A 17867-nucleotide genomic window follows, 5' to 3' on the forward strand; every position below is an offset into this window, starting at 1 on the left:
GCTGCGACAACCCCATCGTCGAGCCGGGCGATGACATGCCGATGACGGGCCGCATTGCGCGGCCCGTGGCTTTTGTGCGGTCGCCTGGCGGGCCGCTCAGGCGCGCGGCGTGCCGGGCTCGACGACGTCGCCGCCGAGCAGGTGCACGCCTTCGCGCAGCTTCACGAACGCGGCCGCGACGGCTTCCGGCTCGCCCTTCACGCCGAGGTCGATGTGACGGCGCGCGTAGATCCCGCCGCGCTCCGCGTCGCCGACGCTCGGCAGGCTGAACACGCGCACGCCCGGGAAATCGCGCTCGATGCGCTCCATCAGCGGCGTGAGCGTCGATTCCGGCAGCTCGAACACGTACAGCGAACGCTCTGCATGCGGCGTCGCGTGATGCAGATGCGCGTACTTCGTGTCGAGCACCCATTCGATCATCGGCCACGCCATCACCGGGAAACCCGGCACGAAGTGCAGGTCGCCGGCCGAGAAGCCCGGAATCCGGTTATAGCCGTTCGGGATGATCGTCGCGCCCACCGGGAACACGCCCATGTTGAAGCGGTGCTGGTTCTCCGGCGACTCGAAGTCGACCGGCGTGGCCGCATCGGTGTGCGTTTCGCGGATCCGTTCCGAAATCAGCGCCTTCGCTTCCGGATGCAGTTCGAGCGGCACGCCGAGCGCAGCGGCCGCGCACTGGCGCGTATGGTCGTCCGGCGTCGCGCCGATCCCGCCGGTCGAGAACACGATGTCGCCCGACGCGATCGCACGCGCGAGCGTCGCGGTGATGCGCGCCGGATCGTCGCCGACGTATTCGGCCCAGTCGAGCGCGAGGCCGCGCGCGCCGAGCAGCTCGATGACCTTCGCCAGATGCTTGTCCTGCCGGCGGCCCGAAAGGATTTCGTCGCCGATGATGATGATGCCGATGCTCATGCCTGCCCCATGTCGATTGCGGTGGCGCGCGAGCGCGCGCGCAGGTCCTCCAGCGCGCGCAGGCAGTAGTGCCCAAACCACAGCGCCGAGAAGACGAGGATGAAAGCGTATACCCAGATCATGGCGGCCGCGACGAACGGAAACAGCACCATCATCCAGATCGACGAGACCCACACGAAGGTCGGTACGGTGCCGAGCAGCCCGGTCGCGACGCCGATGCCGATCAGCGGCCAGCGGTGCTGCCGCACGAGCGCGCGGCGCTCGTCGCGGCTCGCGTGCAGCGCGAGCGCGTCGTAGGTCATCACGCGGTACGTGAGCCAGCCCCAGATCACCGGCGGCAGCAGCGCGAAGAACGGCGGAATCAGCCACAGCGGGATCGTGATGACCAGCAGCACGACGCCGACGAGCGCCGCGCCGAGCGAATTGAACGCGCTGCCAAAGAAGGTGCCGCCCCGCTTCGATTCGAGCGCCGCGAACTGCCGGTTCGACAGGTGCTTGATCACGACCGGCATCGAGATCGTCGCGATCAGCAGCAGCACCGTCAGCACGATCAGCGGGATCGCGAGCGACACGACCACGAACGGCGCGACGACCGCATGCAGCTGCGACATGCCGATCGCATCGAACGCGCGATACAGCATCGCCGTCAGCACGAAACCGTCGAGCGCGCCGCGCGCGAGATCCAGCAGCGTCTGCCACGAGAACCACAGCACGGCGCCCCACAGCAGCGCCGAGACGACGAACGGCATCAGGGTGAGCCACAGCATGCGCGGGTGCAGCGCGCTGGCGAGCGCCCGGACGAAAGAGCGCAGCAAGTCGTTCATGCGAGCCTGTATCGACGGAGAAAAACGGAGAAAGGATAAACCACACGGCCCGCATGCGCCGAAGCGCATGCGGGCCGTGTGGGAATGCCGTTCAACGGGAGCGGGATCGCGTCAGGCGGACGCCGCACCGCGCTTGGCGGGGAACAGGCGCCGGAAGATCCGCACGAACGCGAGGCCGTGCTGCGACCAGAAGCCTTCGCCGTAGGACACGCCCTCGACCTGCTCGCGGATGCCGGTCGGCTCGACCGTGCGGCTCCACGACGCGGTGCCGAACATCATGTCCCACCACGGGAACAGCACGCCGAAGTTGCAGCCGTACTTGGTGCCTTCGTGACCGTAGCCGACCGCGTGGTGGCGCCGGTGGAAGATCGGGCTGACGAGCAGGCGCTCGCCGAGCCAGCCGAACGACAGGCGCGCATTCGTATGCTGGATGCTCTGCATGAAGTTCGTGAACGCGGTCAGCACGACGAACTGCGACGGCGTCACGCCGATCACGAGCGCGATCGCCGCGAAGAAGCACGACTGGAGCACGTCGTCGAGCAGGTGGTTGCGGTCGTCGCACCACAGCGACATCTGCCGCTGGCTGTGATGGACCGCGTGCAGCTCCCACCAGATGCCGAACTTGTGCTGCCAGCGGTGATACCAGTAGCCGGCGAAATCGAGCACGACGAGGTAGATCGCGAACGCGATGATCGGCTTCGAGGTCACACCCGGCCACAGATAGTCGAGGTTGACGTTCGCGACGCCGTGCAGGCGCAGCCACGCCTGGAAGTTGTCGAACACCGGCTGCAGCGCGAAGAAGAAGAACAGCGTGTAGATGCCGAGCTTCGAGATCGCCGTGTAGATCACGTCGACCCGCACCGCGCGGCGGTTCTTCCAGCGTTCGACCGGCAGCAGCGCCTCGAGCGGGCGCAGCAACGCGAACATCAGCACCATCTGCAGCGCGCCGATGATCACCCAGTACAGCGCGTCGTAGGTGTCCTCGTCATAGTCCATCAGGTTGAACTTGAAGAGGAGCGGCTGCACGACGTCGACGTACAGCCAGGTCTGGATGTCCGACACGAACGCATCGATCAGGTGCAGCATCGTTCGCCTCCGCCCGTCACGCGCCGTTCGCCGCTTTCCACGGCGCGCGGTCGTAGAAGTAGATGCCGTGCGGCGAGCGGCCGACGGCGATCGTCTGCACCAGCTTGCGCGAAGCCAGGTCGATGATCCCGACCTTCTTCGCGAAGCGGAACGTCACCCACAGCGTCTTCTTGTCGGCGGACAGCTCCATATCGTCCGGGCCCGGCAGCAGGCCGGTGATGTCGCCGACGTTGGTGAGCGTGTTCTCGTCGATGATGCTGATCGTGTTCGCGACCCGGTTCGTCACCGCGACGTGCGTACCGTCGGCGAGCGAGCGGAAGTTGTGCGCGCCCTTGCCCGTGTAGATCTGCTTGACGACCTTCTGGTTGCGCCAGTCGACGACCGCGACGTAATCCGCGCCCGTCATCCCGACGAGCAGGAATTTGTCGTCCGGCGTGAGCCACAGGCCGGCCGGCACCTTGCCGACCTTCATCTTCCACTTGACCGTCTGCGTCGGCAGATCGATCGCCGCGATCTCGCCGGACACCTGCAGCGACACGAGCAGCGTCTTGCTGTCCTTCGTGAACGCAAGGTGGCTCGGCATCACGGCGAGCGGCACGCGCTTCACGAGGCGCAGGTCGCGGCCGTCGTAACCGTAGATGTCGACGCGGTCGAGCCGCAGGCCGGCCGCCGCGAACCATTTGCGGTCCGGCGAAAAGCCGAGCTGGTAGGGATCGTCGATCCCTTCGACGGTGCGCTGCAGCTTGCCCGTCTTCGGATCGAGGAACATCAGGCTGTTCGAGACCGAATTTGCGACGATCAGCGACGCATTGTCGGGCGTCGCCATCAGGTGATGCGGCTCCTTGCCGGTCGGCATCGTGCTGACGACCTCGCGGGTCTGCTGGTCGATCAGGGAAAGCGTCGCTTCGGCCGAATTGAGGACGATCACGTTATTCGCGTGTGCGGCGGGCGCCAGTACGGCGGCGGCCAGCGCGAGCGTGCGGCCGAGGGAAAGGAAAGTGCGCATGAAGACTCACGTCGAGGAACAACCGTCATTGTAAAACGTTCAACCGGCCGCACCGGTTGACGGCGGCCGGCATTGCGCCACTTCGACGCACGCCACGGCGGCCGGATGAGCCGCCGCGGCAGGCGCCGCGCGGCCGGCCGGGGCCGGCCGCCGGGGCGTGCCCGGGAAACCGATGTTGCGCTAGCGCTGCATCGACTCCCAGACCTTGTGCAGACGCTTGACAGAGACAGGCATCGGCGTGCGCAGTTCCTGCGCGAACAGCGAAATCCGCAGTTCCTCGAGCAGCCAGCGGAATTCCGCGAGCCGCGGGTCGGCGACGCCGCCGCGCTGCGACACCGCGCGCTGATACTGCTGGGCGAGCGGCAGCAGGTCGGCCGACTGCTTCGCGTCGCGCGCCGGATCGGCCTTCAGCTTGTCGATCCGCAACGCGATGCCCTTCAGGTAACGCGGGAAGTGCGCCAGTTGCGTGTAAGGCGTGTCGATCACGAAGCGCTTGCCGACCAGCGCGGCGAGCTGCTGCTGCAGGTCTGCGTGCGCCTGCGCGAACGGCTTCGCCTGCGCGAGCTTCTTCACGAGCCCCGCGTATTCGGCCAGGACCTGGCCGACCAGCCGCGCGATTTCCTGCGCGAGCAGGTTCAGGCGGCTCCGGCCCTCGTCGCGGCGCGCGTGGAAGCTCGCGTCGTCGTCGGGCAGCGGGTCCTGCAGGCACGCGCGGTCGAGCGCCGTGTCGATCAGCTGGTCGCGCAGCTCGTCCTGAGTGCCGAGCGACATGTACTGCATCGCCATCTCGCGCAGGCCCGGCAAGTTCTTCTCGAGGAACTTGATCGGCTCCTTCAACTGCAGCGCGAACAGCCGCCGCAGGCCGGCCCGGTGGATGCGCGCGGCCTCCTCCGGCGAATCGAACACTTCGACGTCGCAATGCGTGCCGCGGTCGACGAGCGCCGGATAGCCGTACAGCGTCTGGCCGCGCCGGCGGATTTCCAGCAGCTCGGGCAGCTTGCCGAAATTCCACGTCGTCAGGTTCTCGTACAGCGCCGTTGCGCCGCCTTCCGACTGAGCGGCCGTCTGCGGCGCCGCGCCGTTGCCCGCCTTCGCGTGGCGGCCAGCAGCGCCGGCAGCGCCTGCCGGGGCAGCCACCGCCGGCGCCTGGCCGGCCGGCTGGCCTGCGTCGGCCTCGCCGCCGGTCGCGATCGTCGACGCCGCCGCGATCTTCTGGAACTGCTGCTGCGCCTGCGCGCCGAGCTCCTGGCGCAGTTGCGCGAGATTGCGCCCCATCGCCAGCTGGCGGCCGTGCTCGTCGACCACCTTGAAGTTCATGAACAGGTGCGCGGGCAGCGTCTCGAGCTTGAAGTCGGCCGTCTTCATCGCGATCTGCGTCTCGCCGCGCACGTCGGCGATCAGCGCCTCGACGAGCCCGCCCGCGCCGAAGCGCTCGCGCCCCATCCGCTCGACGAAGCCGGCCGCGTATTCGGGCAGCGGCACGCAGTGCCGGCGCAGCTTCTGCGGCAGCGACTTCAGCAGCAACTGCACCTTTTCCTTCAACATCCCCGGCACGAGCCACTCGCAGCGGCGCGCGTCGACCTGGTTCAGCGCATACAACGGCACCGCGAGCGTCACGCCGTCGCGCGGCGTGCCGGGCTCGAAGTGGTACGCGAGCGCCATCTCGACGCCGGCCATCGTCGCGCGTTTCGGGAACAGCTCGGTCGTCACGCCGGCCGCCTCGTGACGCATCAGGTCGTCGCGCGACAGGTACAGCAGCCGTTGCTTGTCCTCCGCGTGGCCGCCCTTCTTCGCTTCGTCGCGATACCAGCGCTCGAACGCGACGCCCGTGTGGATCCCTTCCGGGATCGCCTGGTCGTAGTACGCGTAGATCAGCTCGTCGTCGACCAGCACGTCCTGGCGGCGCGACTTGTGCTCGAGCTGCTCGATGTCGGCGAGCAGCTTGCGGTTGTGCGCGAAGAACGGCAGTTTCGTGTCGAACTCGCCCTCGACCAGCGCGCCGCGGATGAACAGCTCGCGCGCCCGCGCCGGATCCTGCTTGCCGAACGCGACGCGCCGGCGGTGGTAGATCGGCAGCCCGTACAGCGTCGCGCGCTCGTACGCGCTGACCTGCGCCGGACGCTTTTCCCAGTGCGGCTCGGACAGCGATTTCTTCAGCAGGTGCGCGCCGATCTTCTCGACCCATTCGGGCTCGATCTTCGCGAGGCAGCGCGCGTACAGCCGGCTCGTCTCGACGAGTTCGGCCGCCATCACCCAGCGGCCGGCCTTCTTCGCGAGCACGGAGCCCGGCCACAGGTAGAACTTGATCCCGCGCGCGCCAAGATAGTGCGGATCGTCGTCGGCTTTCAGGCCAAGGTTGCCGAGCAGGCCCGTCAACAGGGCCAGATGGACCTGTTCATAGGTCGCCTCGACTTCGTTCAGGCGCCAGCCGTGCTCGCGCACGACGGTCAGCAGCTGCGAATGGACGTCGCGCCACTCGCGCAGCCGCAGGTGCGACAGGAAGTTCTGCCGGCACGCGTCAATGAGCTGTCGATTCGACTTCTTGTGCGCGACGGCCTCTTCGAACCACGCCCAGATCTTCAGCCACTGCAGGAATTCGGAACGCTCGTCGGCAAACCGGCGGTGCGCCTGGTCAGCCTGCTCCTGCGCCTCGATCGGGCGGTCGCGCGGGTCCTGCACGGACAGCGCGCTCGCGATGATCAGCACTTCGCGCAGCGACTGCTGGTCGCGCGCGGCGAGAATCATCCGGCCGACGCGCGGATCGAGCGGCAGCCGCGCGAGTTCGCGGCCGAGCGGCGTCAGCGCGGTGTCGTCGTCGACCGCGCCGAGTTCATTGAGCAGTTGATAGCCGTCCGCGATCGCGCGGCCGGGCGGCGGCTCGAGGAACGGGAACGATTCGATCGCCGTCAGGTGCAGCGACTTCATCCGCAGGATCACCGACGCAAGCGACGAGCGCAGGATTTCCGGATCGGTGAAGCGCGCCCGCGCCTGGTAGTCGCTTTCCTCGTACAAGCGGATGCAGACGCCGTCGGCCACGCGGCCGCAACGGCCCGCACGCTGGTTCGCGGCGGCCTGCGAGATCGACTCGACCTGCAGTTGCTCGACCTTGTTCCGGTACGAATAGCGCTTCACGCGCGCCAGGCCCGTGTCGACCACATAGCGGATGCCCGGCACCGTCAGCGACGTTTCGGCCACGTTGGTCGCGAGCACGATCCGGCGCGCATTCGACGCCTTGAATACCTTGTCCTGGTCGGCCGCCGAGAGCCGCGCGAACAGCGGCAGGATCTCGGTGTGCGGCGGATGGTGCTTGCGCAGCGCCTCGGCCGCCTCGCGAATCTCGCGCTCGCCGGGCAGGAACACCAGCACGTCGCCGGAGCCTTCGCGGCACAGCTCGTCGACCGCGTCGACGATCGCGTCCATCAGGTCGCGCTCGGCCTCGCGCGCGGTCTTCACGCGGTCGCGGCCCGCCGTGCCTTCGGCGTTCTTCACGGCCGGGCGATCCTCGGCCACCGGGCGGTAGCGCATCTCGACCGGATACAGCCGCCCGCTCACCTCGATCACGGGCGCCGGGCGCTCGTCGGTGCCGAAATGGCGCGCGAAGCGATCGGCGTCGATCGTCGCGGACGTGACGATCAGCTTCAGGTCCGGCCGCCGTGGCAGGATTTCCTTCAGGTAGCCGAGCAGGAAGTCGATGTTCAGGCTGCGTTCGTGCGCCTCGTCGATGATCAACGTGTCGTACGCCTTCAGCAGCGGGTCGGCCTGCGTCTCGGCGAGCAGGATGCCGTCCGTCATCAGCTTCACGGACGCGCCCGGCGCGAGATTGTCGGTAAAGCGCACCTTGTAGCCGACCACCTCGCCGAACGGCGTGCCGAGCTCCTCGGCGATCCGGCGGCCGGTCGACGACGCGGCGAGCCGGCGCGGCTGCGTATGGCCGATCAGGCCGGTGCCGCCGGCGCCGAGGCCGCGGCCGAGGTCCAGACAGATCTTCGGCAACTGGGTGGTCTTGCCCGAGCCGGTCTCGCCGCAGACGATGACAACCTGATGACCGGCGATCGCGCGCGCGATTTCGTCGCGCTTGCCCGACACGGGCAGGCTTTCGGGGTACGTGATCGGCGGAACGGGATTCGGCGCGACGACGGCGCGCGGCGGACGCTCGCGGCGTGGCGGGCGCTCGCCCGTTGGCTCGGATGCGCCCTTCGCGGCAGGCGGGCGCGCATCGCCGCGCCGTTCGTCGCTGCGCGGCCCGCGCGGCGCGTGTGCCGGCGTGCCCGCCGGCTTTTCGTGCTGCTGGCGCGGCGGCTGGCCCTGCTGCTCGCGTGCATCGGCCGCACCCTCCGGGTGCCGGGCCGACGGCGTATTGGCCCGCGTCGGCGCGGGACTTTTAGAAACATTCGACATGGGGGCGCATTATAATCCCGCCCATGAATTCCCAAACCGACCTCCCCCCCGCCCAGACCGGCGCCGCGACGCCGCCGGCCGCCGACGATTCGGCCGCCAGTCACGCGCAGTTCGTCGACTGGATGCGCTCCGTCGCGCCCTATATCCACAAGTTCCGCAACAGCACGTTCGTCGTGGGGTTTGGCGGCGAGGTGGTGCAGCAGGGGCTGCTGAACGCGCTCGTGTCCGACATCGCGCTGCTGCAGGCGATGGGCATCCAGATCGTGCTGGTGCACGGCTCGCGCCCGCAGGTCGAGGAGCAGCTGAGCCTGCATGGTGTCGAATCCGAGTTTTCGCACGGCCTGCGCATCACCGATGCGCGCGCGCTCGAATCCGCGAAGGAAGCGGCCGGCGAAGTGCGTCTCGACATCGAGGCCGCGATCAGCCAGGGTCTGCCGAACTCGCCGATGGCGCACGCGCACATCAGCGTCGTGTCGGGCAACTTCGTGACCGCACGGCCGGTGGGGATTCTCGACGGGGTCGATTTCGCGCATACGGGCATCGTGCGCAAGATCGACGCCGAATCGATCCGTCATTCGCTCGCGAGCCGCAAGCTCGTGCTGCTGTCGCCGCTCGGCTTCTCGCCGACCGGTGAAGCATTCAACCTGTCGATGGAAGACGTCGCGTCGGCGGCCGCGATCGCGCTGCGCGCCGACAAGATCATCTTCCTGACCGAGGCGCCCGGCATCGTCGACGACGAAGGCGAGCTGGTGCGCGAAATGTCGCTCGACGCGGCCGCCGAGCTGCTCGATTCCGGCAACGTCCAGGGCGACGACGCATTCTTCCTCAAGCACTCGATTCGCGCGTGCCGCGGCGGCGTGACCCGGGCGCACCTGATCCCGCAGTCGCTCGACGGCAGCATGCTGCTCGAACTGTTCCTGCACGACGGCGTCGGCACGATGATCTCGTACGAGAACCTCGAGAGCCTGCGCGAAGCGACGCCGGACGACGTCGGCGGCATCCTGTCGCTGATCGAGCCGCTCGAGTCGGACGGCACGCTGGTACGCCGCGGCCGCCACCAGATCGAACGCGACATCGACCACTTCTCGGTGATCGAGCACGATGGCGTGCTGTTCGGCTGCGCGGCGCTGTATCCGTACCAGCAGGAGAAGATCGGCGAGATGGCGTGCCTGACGGTCGCACCGGAAGCACAAGGCTCGGGCGACGGCGAACGCCTGCTCAAGCGCATCGAGCAGCGCGCCCGCGCGCGCGGTCTCACGCACATCTTCGTGCTCACGACGCGCACCGAGCACTGGTTCCTCAAGCGCGGCTTCGTCAAGGTCAGCGTCGACGACCTGCCGGAAGACCGCCGCAAACTCTATAACTGGCAGCGCAAGTCGCTCGTGCTGATGAAGCAGCTCTGAGCACAGGCACGACTGCCCTCCCCCCAGACCGATTACAGGAGAAGTACACGATGGCTCGAATGATCCAATGCGCGAAGCTCGGCAAGGAAGCCGAAGGCCTCGATTTCCCGCCGCTGCCGGGCGAACTCGGCAAGCGCATTTACGAGAGCGTCTCGAAGGAAGCGTGGCAGGGCTGGCTCAAGCAGCAGACGATGCTGATCAACGAAAACCGCCTGAACATGGCCGACCCGCGTGCGCGGCAGTACCTGATGAAGCAGACGGAAAAGTACTTCTTCGGCGACGGCGCGGACCAGGCGTCCGGCTACGTGCCGCCGACGGAAGGCTGACGACGTGACGCGCGGCGCCGGCAGGCTGCCACGCGATCCGACGAAAAACGGCACCGTGTCTCGCACGGTGCCGTTTTTCTTTTCAGGGTGAGCGATCGGCGCGAGTCAGCCCGCCGGTTTCAGCGCGCCGCCTTCGCCCGGCTGTTGCGGGCTCCCGCTCGCGTTTTCGGCACCTCCGCCTTCGGTGCCCCATTCGGCCGCATCGCTGCGCTCGGCCGTCGACAATTCGTCGGCGCGATACCCGGTGCGATTCAGCAGCGCCAGCATGCAGACGAGCGACACGAGCGCATAAAGCCCCGATGCGACCGCGACGCCGACGATGCTGCCCGTCGCGTTGAGGATCGCCTGCGCGAGCACCGGCGTGCCGCCGCCGACGACCAGCGCACTCAGCTGGTACGCGAGCGACAGGCCGGTGTAACGGATGTTCGCCGGGAACACGCGCGCGAGCACGCCGCCGACCGCGCCGTAGAACATCGCCGACGGAATCGTCGAGATGCACATGCCCGCGACGGCCACCCCGTACGAACGCGTCGCAAGCGCATGAAACATCACGGGCATCAGCACGATTTCCGGAATCAGGATCCAGCACATCGCGCGCCGCATGTCGACCTTCGACACGAACCACGCGCCGACCGGCTGCATCAGGAACTGCACGACCAGCGAGATCGACAGGATGCCGAGGAACGTGCCCTGCGCGTAGCCGAGTTCCTTCGTCGCCCACGACAGCGCGAACGTGCTGCGGAAGTACGTGACGTTGATCACCGGCAGCGTGCCGGCCGCGAGCAGCACGACCACCCAGTGATCGCGCACGACGTCGCGCAGCGGCAGCTTCACCGTGCGCTTGCGCGCGAGCACGCGCTGCATGTCGGCCGACTCCTCGAGTTTCAGCCGGATCACCATGCCGATGATCACGAGCACGGCCGACAGCAGGAACGGAATGCGCCAGCCCCACATCAGGAACGACGGCGTCGGCAGCGCGCTCAGCGCGAAGAACGCGGCCGTGGCCAGCAGGTTGCCGGTGGGCGAGCCCTGCTGCGCGAACGCCGCATACAGGATGCTGCGATGCTTCGGCGCGTTCTCGCTCGCGATCAGCACCGCGCCGCCCCACTCGCCGCCCACCGCGATGCCCTGCAGCACGCGCAGCACGACGAGACCGGCCGGCGCCCAGACGCCGATCTGCGCATAGCCGGGCAGCAGGCCGATGCCGGTCGTCGCGAGCCCCATCATCACCAGCGTGATCACGAGCGCGGTCTTGCGGCCGACGCGATCGCCGAGGTGGCCGAACACGATGCCGCCGAGCGGCCGCGCGGCGAAGCCGGCCCAGAACGTGACGAACGCGAGCAGCGTCGCGACGCCCGGGTCCATCGTGCTCGCAAAGAACACCTTGCCGAACACGAGCGCCGCGGCCGTGCCGTAGATGTAGAAGTCGTACCACTCGATCGTGGTGCCGACGAACGCCGCGAAAGCGGCGCGACCGGGCCGCGGCTGCGCGGCGCTAGGGGATTGCGGACGGCTCATCGATGTCTCCGTGTTGTTGATCGGGGGCACGACTCGCGCGCGCCTTTCCCGGGTGGCCGGCATCGCGCCGCCGGCCGGCGGCGTCGTGTCAGTCGGGTGCCGGGTCCGTTGCCGTTTTCAGCACGCCGGCGTCGAGCAACTGCTGCTGAAGCGCGCGATCGATACCGAGCCGGTCGAGCACTGCACGCGTGTCGCGGCCGAGCGCGGGCGGCGGCGACCGATAGGTCGCCGGCGTGCGCGACAGCTTCACCGGCGACGCGGTACCGCGATACGCGCCGATCTCGACGAACAGGTTCCGGTGCAGCGCATGCGGATCGTGCGCGACGTCGGCCACCGTGCGCACCGGCCCGCACGGCACGCCGGCCGCCATCAGGTCGCGCGCGAGTGGCTCGCACGCGTGCGCGGCGAGCCGCGTTTCCAGCTCTGCCTTCAGCTCGGGCCGGTGCGCGCAGCGGCTGCGGTTGTCGGCGAAGCGCGGATCGCTTGCGAGCGCCGGCGCACCGAGATGCGCGACGAGCCGCGCGAACTGCCGGTCGTTACCGACCGCAAGGAAGATCGGCACGGTCGCCGTGAGGTAGCTGTCGTAGGGCGCGATGTTCGGATGCGCGTTGCCGCTGCGTTCCGGCACGCGCCCCGAACCGAAGAAGTTCGGCAGGTGCGGATGCAGCAGCGACACGCCGCAGTCGTACAGTGCGATGTCGATCGACTGCCCCTGCCCGCTCCGCTCGCGCTCGGCCAGCGCCAGCAGGATGCCGGCGAGCGCGTTGAGCCCCGTGACCATGTCGACGATCGGCAGGCCGATGCGCGTCGCGTCGCCGTCGCGTTCGCCGTTCACGCTCATCAGCCCGGCCATCGCCTGGATCACGGCGTCATAGCCCGGCAATCCGCCGAGCGGGCCGTCTTCGCCGAAGCCCGTCACCGCGCAGTGGATCAGGCGCGGGAAGCGCGGCTGCAGGTCGCGTGCGTAGTCCATCCCCCAGCGTGCCAGCGTGCCGGGTTTGAAGTTTTCGACGAGCACGTCGGCCTCTTCGAGCAGGCGCCACAGGATCGCGCGCCCTTCGTCGCGCGACAGGTCGAGCGCGAGCCCTTCCTTGTTGCGGTTGACGCCCATGAAATACCAGGCCGTATCGCCGAGGAACGGCGGCCCCCAGCCGCGCGTTTCGTCGCCGGCAGGCGGCTCGATCTTGACCACGGTCGCGCCGTGATCGGCGAGCGCCTGCGTGCAGTACGGCCCGCCGAGCACACGGCTCAGGTCGACGACTTTCAGGCCGTCCAGTGCGCCACGGGTCGCGTTCGTCGTGCTCATCGCTCGACCTCCGGCAGCAGGTCGAGCGCCGTGTCGAGTGCGACCGGCAGGCCACGCAACAACGCGTCGGACGCGGCCGATTCGTCGTCGCCCGACACCGGCGCGAACGGATCGACCGGCAGCAGCTTGTGGCGCACGATCAGGTGCGCAAGCGCGAGGCGCCTGAAATCCGGCGCGAGCCGCGCGCCCTCGCAGGCCATCAGCACGGCCGCGCTCGCGTAATACAACGCGGACGCGGCCTGCCGCACGCGCGCGTCGTCGCCTTCCGCCGCAACCCGCGCAAGCGCATCGCATGCGCGCCCGAGCACCCGCCGCAGCGCCGTGCGGCTCGCATCGGGCAGCGGCGCCGCACCCAGACGATCGCCCAGGAACGTGCGCAACGCATCGAGCGCATGCTCGCGCTGGGCAGCCCGCGCGACGTCGAGCGCGACGATGTTGCTCGTGCCTTCCCAGATCGAACCGAGATGCGCATCGCGCACGAGCCGCGCGTCGCTCCATTCCTCGATGTAGCCGGTGCCGCCGCGCACTTCCATCGCATCGCCCGTCACGCGACGCGCGTCGCGGCATGCGCGGAACTTGATCAGCGGCGTCAGGATCCGCACGCAGCGCGCGGCCTGCTCGTCACCGGCGTCGGCCTGCGGCAGCAGCAACGCGATCTGCATGAACATCGCGCGCGCCGCCTCGGCCGGCAGCAGCATCTTCATCAACTGGCGCTGCATCAACGGCATCTCGATCAACTTGCGGCCGAACGCCTCGCGATGCGCGGCGACGTGCAGCGCCTCGTTCAGCGCGCGCCGCATCAGCCCCGCCGCGCGCACGCCGTTCGACAGCCGCGACATGTTGATCATGTCGGCCATCTGGTGAAAACCGCGGCCGATCTCGCCGATCAGCCAGGCCTGCGCACCTTCGAGCGCGATCTCGCCGCTCGCCATCGACCGGCTGCCGAGCTTGTCCTTCAGGCGCACGATCCGGTAGCGGTTGCGCGTGCCGTCCGGCAGCGTCTTCGGCAGCAGGAACAGCGCGAGGCCCTTGATGCCGTCCGGCGCACCGTCGGGCCGCGCAAGCACCATCGCGAGATCGGCGTCCGCGTTCGAGCAGAACCACTTGTCGCCGGTCAGGCGCCAGACGGTCTCGCCGCGCGCATCCGTCTCGCACGTCGCACGCGTCGCGATGCGCGCGACGTCGGAGCCGGCCGCCTGCTCGGTCATGAACATCGCGCCCTGGTACAGCGTGTCGAAATCACGCGACGCGAGCATCGGCAGGTAGCGCGCGACGAGCGCCGGATCGCCGAAGCGGCGCAGCGTGCGCGTCAGCGAATCGGTCATGCTGACCGGGCAGCACAGCCCGAATTCCGCCTGTACGAACAGGAACGTCAGCGCGTACTTGACGAGCGGCGGCACGGTTTCGGACCCGTGGCTGAGCGACGCGAGCCCGAGCTCCGCATAGGCGACGCGCTCGAGCGCGACATACGCGGGATCCTTGTCGATCCGCTGCACGGCCTCGCCGCGCCGGTTGCGATGCTCGAGCACGGGCGGATGCTTGTCCGCGCGCGACGCCCATTCGTCGAGTTCGCCCGACACGCGCGCACCGAGCGCGCGCAGCCGCGGTTCGAGTTCGGCATAGTTCGCGTCGCCGAGATGCAGCTTCAGCAACGCGCCGAGATCGGGATCGGCGGTAAAGAAATCGATCCCCCGGCTGTCGGGGATGTTGGATGCGCCGGCGTCCGGCGTGCGAGCGGTGTCGTTCATGCGTGCGTCTCCTGGGTTGCCTGCACGTCGGCTGGAGGCGCCGCTGCGGCGCCCGGCCAGTCCCGCGCAAAGCCTTCCGCAGAGCGTAGGCGCGCGATCGATAAGCGTCCAATACAGGATTTATCCGGTACGATAGATATCGCTTATCGATGCCGACGCCGGGAGGAGACACCGTGGAACTGAGGCAGTTGCGCTACTTCGTCGCGGTCGCCGAGGAGCTGCATTTCGGGCGCGCAGCGAAGCGCCTGTTCATCTCGCAGCCGGCGCTGAGTTTCGACATCCGCAAGTTCGAGGACGCGCTCGGCGTGCAGCTTTTCTCGCGCACCAACAAGACCGTCGCGCTGACCAACGCGGGCGAGGTACTGCTCGGCGAAGCCCGCCGGCTGCTGCTGCAGGCCGCCGAGGCTGAGCGCCTGACGGTGCGCTCCGCGTCGGGCCTCGCGGGCCGGCTGCGGATCGGCTTCGTTCATTCGATGCTGTATCGCGGGCTGCCCGACGCCGTGCGGCGCTTCGAGGCCGACTATCCGGGCGTCGAGGTCGTGCTGAGCGAGATGAACACGCACGCGCAGGTGCAGGCGATCCAGCGCGGCCAGATCGATCTCGGCTATGCGCACTGGGGCCACTTCCCGCCCGAGGTCGAGTCGGTGCCGGTCTATGCCGAGCCGTTCGTGTGCTGCCTGCCGGCCACGCATCCGCTCGCGCGGCGCAAACAAGTCGCGCTCGCCGCGCTCGCGGCGGAACCGTTCATCCTGTTTCCACGCGAAGCCGCGCCGCACTATCACGACCTGATCATCGCGCAGTGCGTGAACGCGGGATTCAGTCCGCTGATCCGCCATGAGGCGCGGCTGTGGCAGACGATCCTGTCGATGGTCGAGTTCGGGATGGGCATCGCGTTGGTGCCGCGCGTGCTGCAGCAGGCGAAAAGCGACCGCCTCGCGTTCCTGCCGCTGAAGGATGCGTCGCTCGAATCGCGCACGCTCGCGCTGAAACGCGGCGGCGCCGCCGAACCGGTTGCGCTGCGCTTTGCCGACTACGTGCGTGCGTCGATCGACGCGCTGCCAGCGCTCGCGGGCTGAGCCGGCGGACAGCGGGCGGGTTCTTGCGAGTACCTGAAAAAAATTTGCAGAAAGGGCTTTACGAACCCCAAAAGCTCTGACATAATTTCAGCTTCTTTGGGCGGTTAGCTCAGCGGTAGAGCACTGCCTTCACACGGCAGGGGTCACTGGTTCGATCCCAGTACCGCCCACCAAAGATTCGAAGGGTCGGCAATCGCCGGCCCTTCTTGCTTTCCGGGTCAGCACTTGGCGAAATGCTCGTTAAGTGTCCTCTCGCCCAACCGGATTGTTGGCACACTTCTTCTTCGAGGTGTCTGGTGCCAACGATTCGCAAACGCGGCGACTGCCAATTTCAGGCGATCGTCCGTCATCAGGGATTCCCCCCTCAAACCAAAACCTTCGTCAGCCGCAAAGAGGCTGAGGCTTGGGCTGCCCGCATCGAATCCGAAATGCTGGTCGGGTCGTTTTCGAGCCCGACCGAATCCAGTAAAACGCCATCGTGCGAACTACTGATCCGATACCGTATCAGCCATGCGCGCGTTCGACTGAACGAACGATTGATCGCACTGGCAGATGCCTTGCTGCCGCTTGTAGGCGCCTCTTTCATCGCATCCTGGGCGGCGCGCATACGTTTTGAAACCGCCTCTTGAGATGCGGCGAACGACTCGGCGCTACGCTTTGCGCGATCGAGCTCGGTTGTGTAGCCTGACGCATCAGCGGTAACGCGTACGACGGTTTGAGTGCTCATGGATTACTCCGGCGCTATTCGAATCAATCAGCTTTGCGATGTCGACAGCGCGTTACACGCCCATCGTGAACCGGCTGCCACCGTCGACGGGCCGCGTTCCACGAGGTAGCAGTGACCGCTCCCTTTGACGAACAATCAGACGAATAAGACATTCACCATCTGATCGATTCCCTTTTCGCCAATCGAATGCAGGCACGCGGGCGCGACCGGCGCATCCTGCATCGTCAAAAAGCCCATCAATTTCAATCGTGTAGCTACGGAACCTTCAATACGAAAGAGGGAAAACCGCGATTGTAATTATTGGTAATTGTTATGTAACATTTGTCCGAATTCGGATGCATAGAATCGTTTCGCCATATAACAGCCAGCCGAATCAGCATCGCATTTACGGCACGAAATCATGACTTGCGATGATGAGCTGGCGATAGAACCAGAATACCCATGTCATCAGAGAACAACGACTACACCCTGTGGCTGACCGGTTTGAGTGGCGCCGGCAAGTCGACCCTCTCGCACGAAATTGCCGGGCAGCTGCGCGCCCGCAATGTGCCGGTCTGCATCCTCGACGGAGACGAGTTGCGTGCAGGCGTTTCGCCGGATCTCGGCTTCACGCGCGAGGACCGTACCGAAAACTGTCGCCGCACGGCAGAAATCGCGAAATTGCTCAACAGGCAGGGGATCGTCGCAATCGTCGCGCTGATCTCGCCGTACGAGGCCGACCGGCAGCGGGCACGAGACATCATCGGGTCGAATCGGTTCGTCGAGGTCTACCTGAAAACCGATATTGCAACCTGCTCCGCACGGGATCCGAAGCAACTTTACGCAAAAGCGATCACCGGCCAGACGACGCAATTTACCGGCATTTCCGATCCGTACGAAGTGCCGGCCGCACCCGATCTGATCGTGGATACGGGAACGCTGGATATCGCCGCATCGGTCGCGCTCGTCATGAATTTCGAGCGTCAGCGCTTCGCGACTGCATAAGCGCTGCCCACCGCCATTTCGCTCCCGGGCGACACCTCACTGCCCGCCGATGCACGGGCCGCTTCGAAAGCCGGCCCGGCCTCAGATCCCGTCCGGAAAGAGATTCCGCATCCCCACGCACGATCGCAATCGCAGCCGCGCGGGGTACCTCGCTGCGCGACTACCCCACCCGCTCCGCCGTCGCGTCGAACGCGCGCTTTGCCTTGTCGACGATCTCGTCGACTTCTGCTTCGCGAATCACGAGCGGCGGCGACAGCAGCATCCGGTCGCCGGTCGCACGCATGATCAGGTTGCCGTTGAAGCAGAAGTCGCGGCAGATCGTGCCGATATCGACGTCCGCGCCGAACCGCTCGCGCCGGTCGCGGTCGCGCGCCAGCTGGACGCCGGCGACCAGCCCCGCTCCCGCAATCTCCCCGACGACCGGATGATCGCCCAGCGCATCACGCAGCCGCCGCTGGAAATACGGCCCGATATCGTTCTTCACGCGCTCGACGATGCCTTCGTCGCGCAGCAGCTTCAGGTTCGCGACCGCGACGGCCGCCGCCACCGGGTG

Annotated in this window: 14 protein-coding genes and 1 tRNA gene; 5 read left to right on the forward strand and 10 right to left on the reverse strand. The window is 67.4% G+C overall.

Going from position 1 to position 17867, the window contains the following annotated elements; genetic code table 11:
* Positions 1-96: 96 nt before the first annotated feature.
* The 5 genes from BLA15945_RS24350 to hrpA all read right to left on the reverse strand — a co-directional run bounded on the left by BLA15945_RS24350 (position 97) and on the right by hrpA (position 8226).
* Positions 97-912: a competence/damage-inducible protein A gene (locus BLA15945_RS24350; RefSeq protein ID WP_059233696.1), complete on the reverse strand. Its 816-nt coding sequence runs from the start codon at positions 910-912 to the stop codon at positions 97-99.
* Positions 909-1736 carry an EI24 domain-containing protein gene (locus BLA15945_RS24355; protein WP_174993536.1) on the reverse strand — a complete coding sequence of 276 codons (828 nt, stop codon included), beginning with the start codon at positions 1734-1736 and terminating at the stop codon, positions 909-911. The genes BLA15945_RS24350 and BLA15945_RS24355 overlap by 4 nt, the downstream gene beginning before the upstream one ends.
* A 111-nt stretch (positions 1737-1847) precedes the next feature.
* The gene (locus tag BLA15945_RS24360) at positions 1848-2822 is read right to left on the reverse strand and encodes a sterol desaturase family protein (protein WP_174993537.1); all 975 of its coding nucleotides are present in this window, start codon (positions 2820-2822) and stop codon (positions 1848-1850) included.
* Positions 2823-2838: 16 nt separating this feature from the next.
* Positions 2839-3828, reverse strand: a complete 990-nt coding sequence (locus BLA15945_RS24365) for a YVTN family beta-propeller repeat protein (RefSeq protein ID WP_059233693.1) — start codon at positions 3826-3828, stop codon at positions 2839-2841.
* A 180-nt stretch (positions 3829-4008) separates the two neighbouring features.
* Positions 4009-8226, reverse strand: a complete 4218-nt coding sequence (gene hrpA, locus BLA15945_RS24370; protein ID WP_174993538.1) for an ATP-dependent RNA helicase HrpA — start codon at positions 8224-8226, stop codon at positions 4009-4011.
* Between the two features lie 23 nt (positions 8227-8249).
* On the opposite strand from hrpA, the gene argA reads away from it, so the two are divergent.
* Positions 8250-9629, forward strand: coding sequence for an amino-acid N-acetyltransferase (gene argA, locus BLA15945_RS24375; RefSeq protein ID WP_014896599.1), 1380 nt, complete (start codon positions 8250-8252; stop codon positions 9627-9629).
* 50 nt (positions 9630-9679) lie between these two features.
* On the forward strand, positions 9680-9955 hold the full coding sequence (locus BLA15945_RS24380) for an oxidative damage protection protein (protein ID WP_006478357.1): 276 nt from the start codon (positions 9680-9682) through the stop codon (positions 9953-9955).
* 105 nt (positions 9956-10060) lie between these two features.
* Here the strand turns inward: BLA15945_RS24380 and BLA15945_RS24385 are convergent, their stop codons facing one another.
* The 3 genes from BLA15945_RS24385 to BLA15945_RS24395 form a co-directional block, all read right to left on the reverse strand.
* Positions 10061-11473: an MFS transporter gene (locus BLA15945_RS24385; protein ID WP_174993539.1), complete on the reverse strand. Its 1413-nt coding sequence runs from the start codon at positions 11471-11473 to the stop codon at positions 10061-10063.
* 88 nt (positions 11474-11561) lie between these two features.
* Entirely contained in the window at positions 11562-12779 is a 1218-nt protein-coding gene (locus BLA15945_RS24390) for a CaiB/BaiF CoA transferase family protein (protein WP_059233690.1), read from the reverse strand.
* Complete coding sequence (locus BLA15945_RS24395; RefSeq protein WP_174993540.1) at positions 12776-14527, reverse strand: acyl-CoA dehydrogenase family protein; 1752 nt, start codon at positions 14525-14527, stop codon at positions 12776-12778. The genes BLA15945_RS24390 and BLA15945_RS24395 overlap by 4 nt, the downstream gene beginning before the upstream one ends.
* A 173-nt stretch (positions 14528-14700) precedes the next feature.
* Between BLA15945_RS24395 and BLA15945_RS24400 the strand changes: the two genes are divergently transcribed.
* Complete coding sequence (locus BLA15945_RS24400) at positions 14701-15603, forward strand: LysR family transcriptional regulator (protein WP_174993541.1); 903 nt, start codon at positions 14701-14703, stop codon at positions 15601-15603.
* Between the two features lie 98 nt (positions 15604-15701).
* Positions 15702-15776, forward strand: a tRNA-Val gene (locus tag BLA15945_RS24405).
* A 191-nt stretch (positions 15777-15967) separates the two neighbouring features.
* Here the strand turns inward: BLA15945_RS24405 and BLA15945_RS24410 are convergent.
* Positions 15968-16330 (reverse strand): hypothetical protein, encoded by a 363-nt coding sequence (locus tag BLA15945_RS24410; protein ID WP_174993542.1) that lies wholly within the window; start codon positions 16328-16330, stop codon positions 15968-15970.
* Positions 16331-16771: 441 nt separating this feature from the next.
* Here BLA15945_RS24410 and cysC point away from each other — a divergent pair, with 441 nt between their 5' ends.
* Entirely contained in the window at positions 16772-17314 is a 543-nt protein-coding gene (gene cysC / locus BLA15945_RS24415) for an adenylyl-sulfate kinase (RefSeq protein ID WP_059233686.1), read from the forward strand.
* Positions 17315-17474: 160 nt separating this feature from the next.
* On the opposite strand, the gene BLA15945_RS24420 is transcribed toward cysC, so the two are convergent.
* Positions 17475-17867, reverse strand: a 393-nt coding sequence (locus BLA15945_RS24420; RefSeq protein WP_174993543.1) for an aminotransferase class III-fold pyridoxal phosphate-dependent enzyme, incomplete at its 5' end; no start/stop codon positions are given.

Origin of the sequence: Burkholderia arboris, assembly GCF_902499125.1 — a bacterium.
Taxonomy (GTDB): Bacteria; Pseudomonadota; Gammaproteobacteria; order Burkholderiales; family Burkholderiaceae; genus Burkholderia; species Burkholderia arboris.

What these genes read in the sequence shown, in the direction of transcription:
- BLA15945_RS24360 (WP_174993537.1), bottom strand. Translation starts at nt 2,822, where the DNA reads ATGCTGCACCTGATCGATGCGTTCGTGTCGGACATCCAGACCTGGCTG.
- hrpA (WP_174993538.1), bottom strand. Translation starts at nt 8,226, where the DNA reads ATGTCGAATGTTTCTAAAAGTCCCGCGCCGACGCGGGCCAATACGCCG.
- BLA15945_RS24350 (WP_059233696.1), bottom strand. Translation starts at nt 912, where the DNA reads ATGAGCATCGGCATCATCATCATCGGCGACGAAATCCTTTCGGGCCGC.
- cysC (WP_059233686.1), top strand. Translation starts at nt 16,772, where the DNA reads ATGTCATCAGAGAACAACGACTACACCCTGTGGCTGACCGGTTTGAGT.
- BLA15945_RS24385 (WP_174993539.1), bottom strand. Translation starts at nt 11,473, where the DNA reads ATGAGCCGTCCGCAATCCCCTAGCGCCGCGCAGCCGCGGCCCGGTCGC.
- BLA15945_RS24365 (WP_059233693.1), bottom strand. Translation starts at nt 3,828, where the DNA reads ATGCGCACTTTCCTTTCCCTCGGCCGCACGCTCGCGCTGGCCGCCGCC.
- BLA15945_RS24380 (WP_006478357.1), top strand. Translation starts at nt 9,680, where the DNA reads ATGGCTCGAATGATCCAATGCGCGAAGCTCGGCAAGGAAGCCGAAGGC.
- argA (WP_014896599.1), top strand. Translation starts at nt 8,250, where the DNA reads ATGAATTCCCAAACCGACCTCCCCCCCGCCCAGACCGGCGCCGCGACG.
- BLA15945_RS24355 (WP_174993536.1), bottom strand. Translation starts at nt 1,736, where the DNA reads ATGAACGACTTGCTGCGCTCTTTCGTCCGGGCGCTCGCCAGCGCGCTG.
- BLA15945_RS24410 (WP_174993542.1), bottom strand. Translation starts at nt 16,330, where the DNA reads ATGAGCACTCAAACCGTCGTACGCGTTACCGCTGATGCGTCAGGCTAC.
- BLA15945_RS24390 (WP_059233690.1), bottom strand. Translation starts at nt 12,779, where the DNA reads ATGAGCACGACGAACGCGACCCGTGGCGCACTGGACGGCCTGAAAGTC.
- BLA15945_RS24395 (WP_174993540.1), bottom strand. Translation starts at nt 14,527, where the DNA reads ATGAACGACACCGCTCGCACGCCGGACGCCGGCGCATCCAACATCCCC.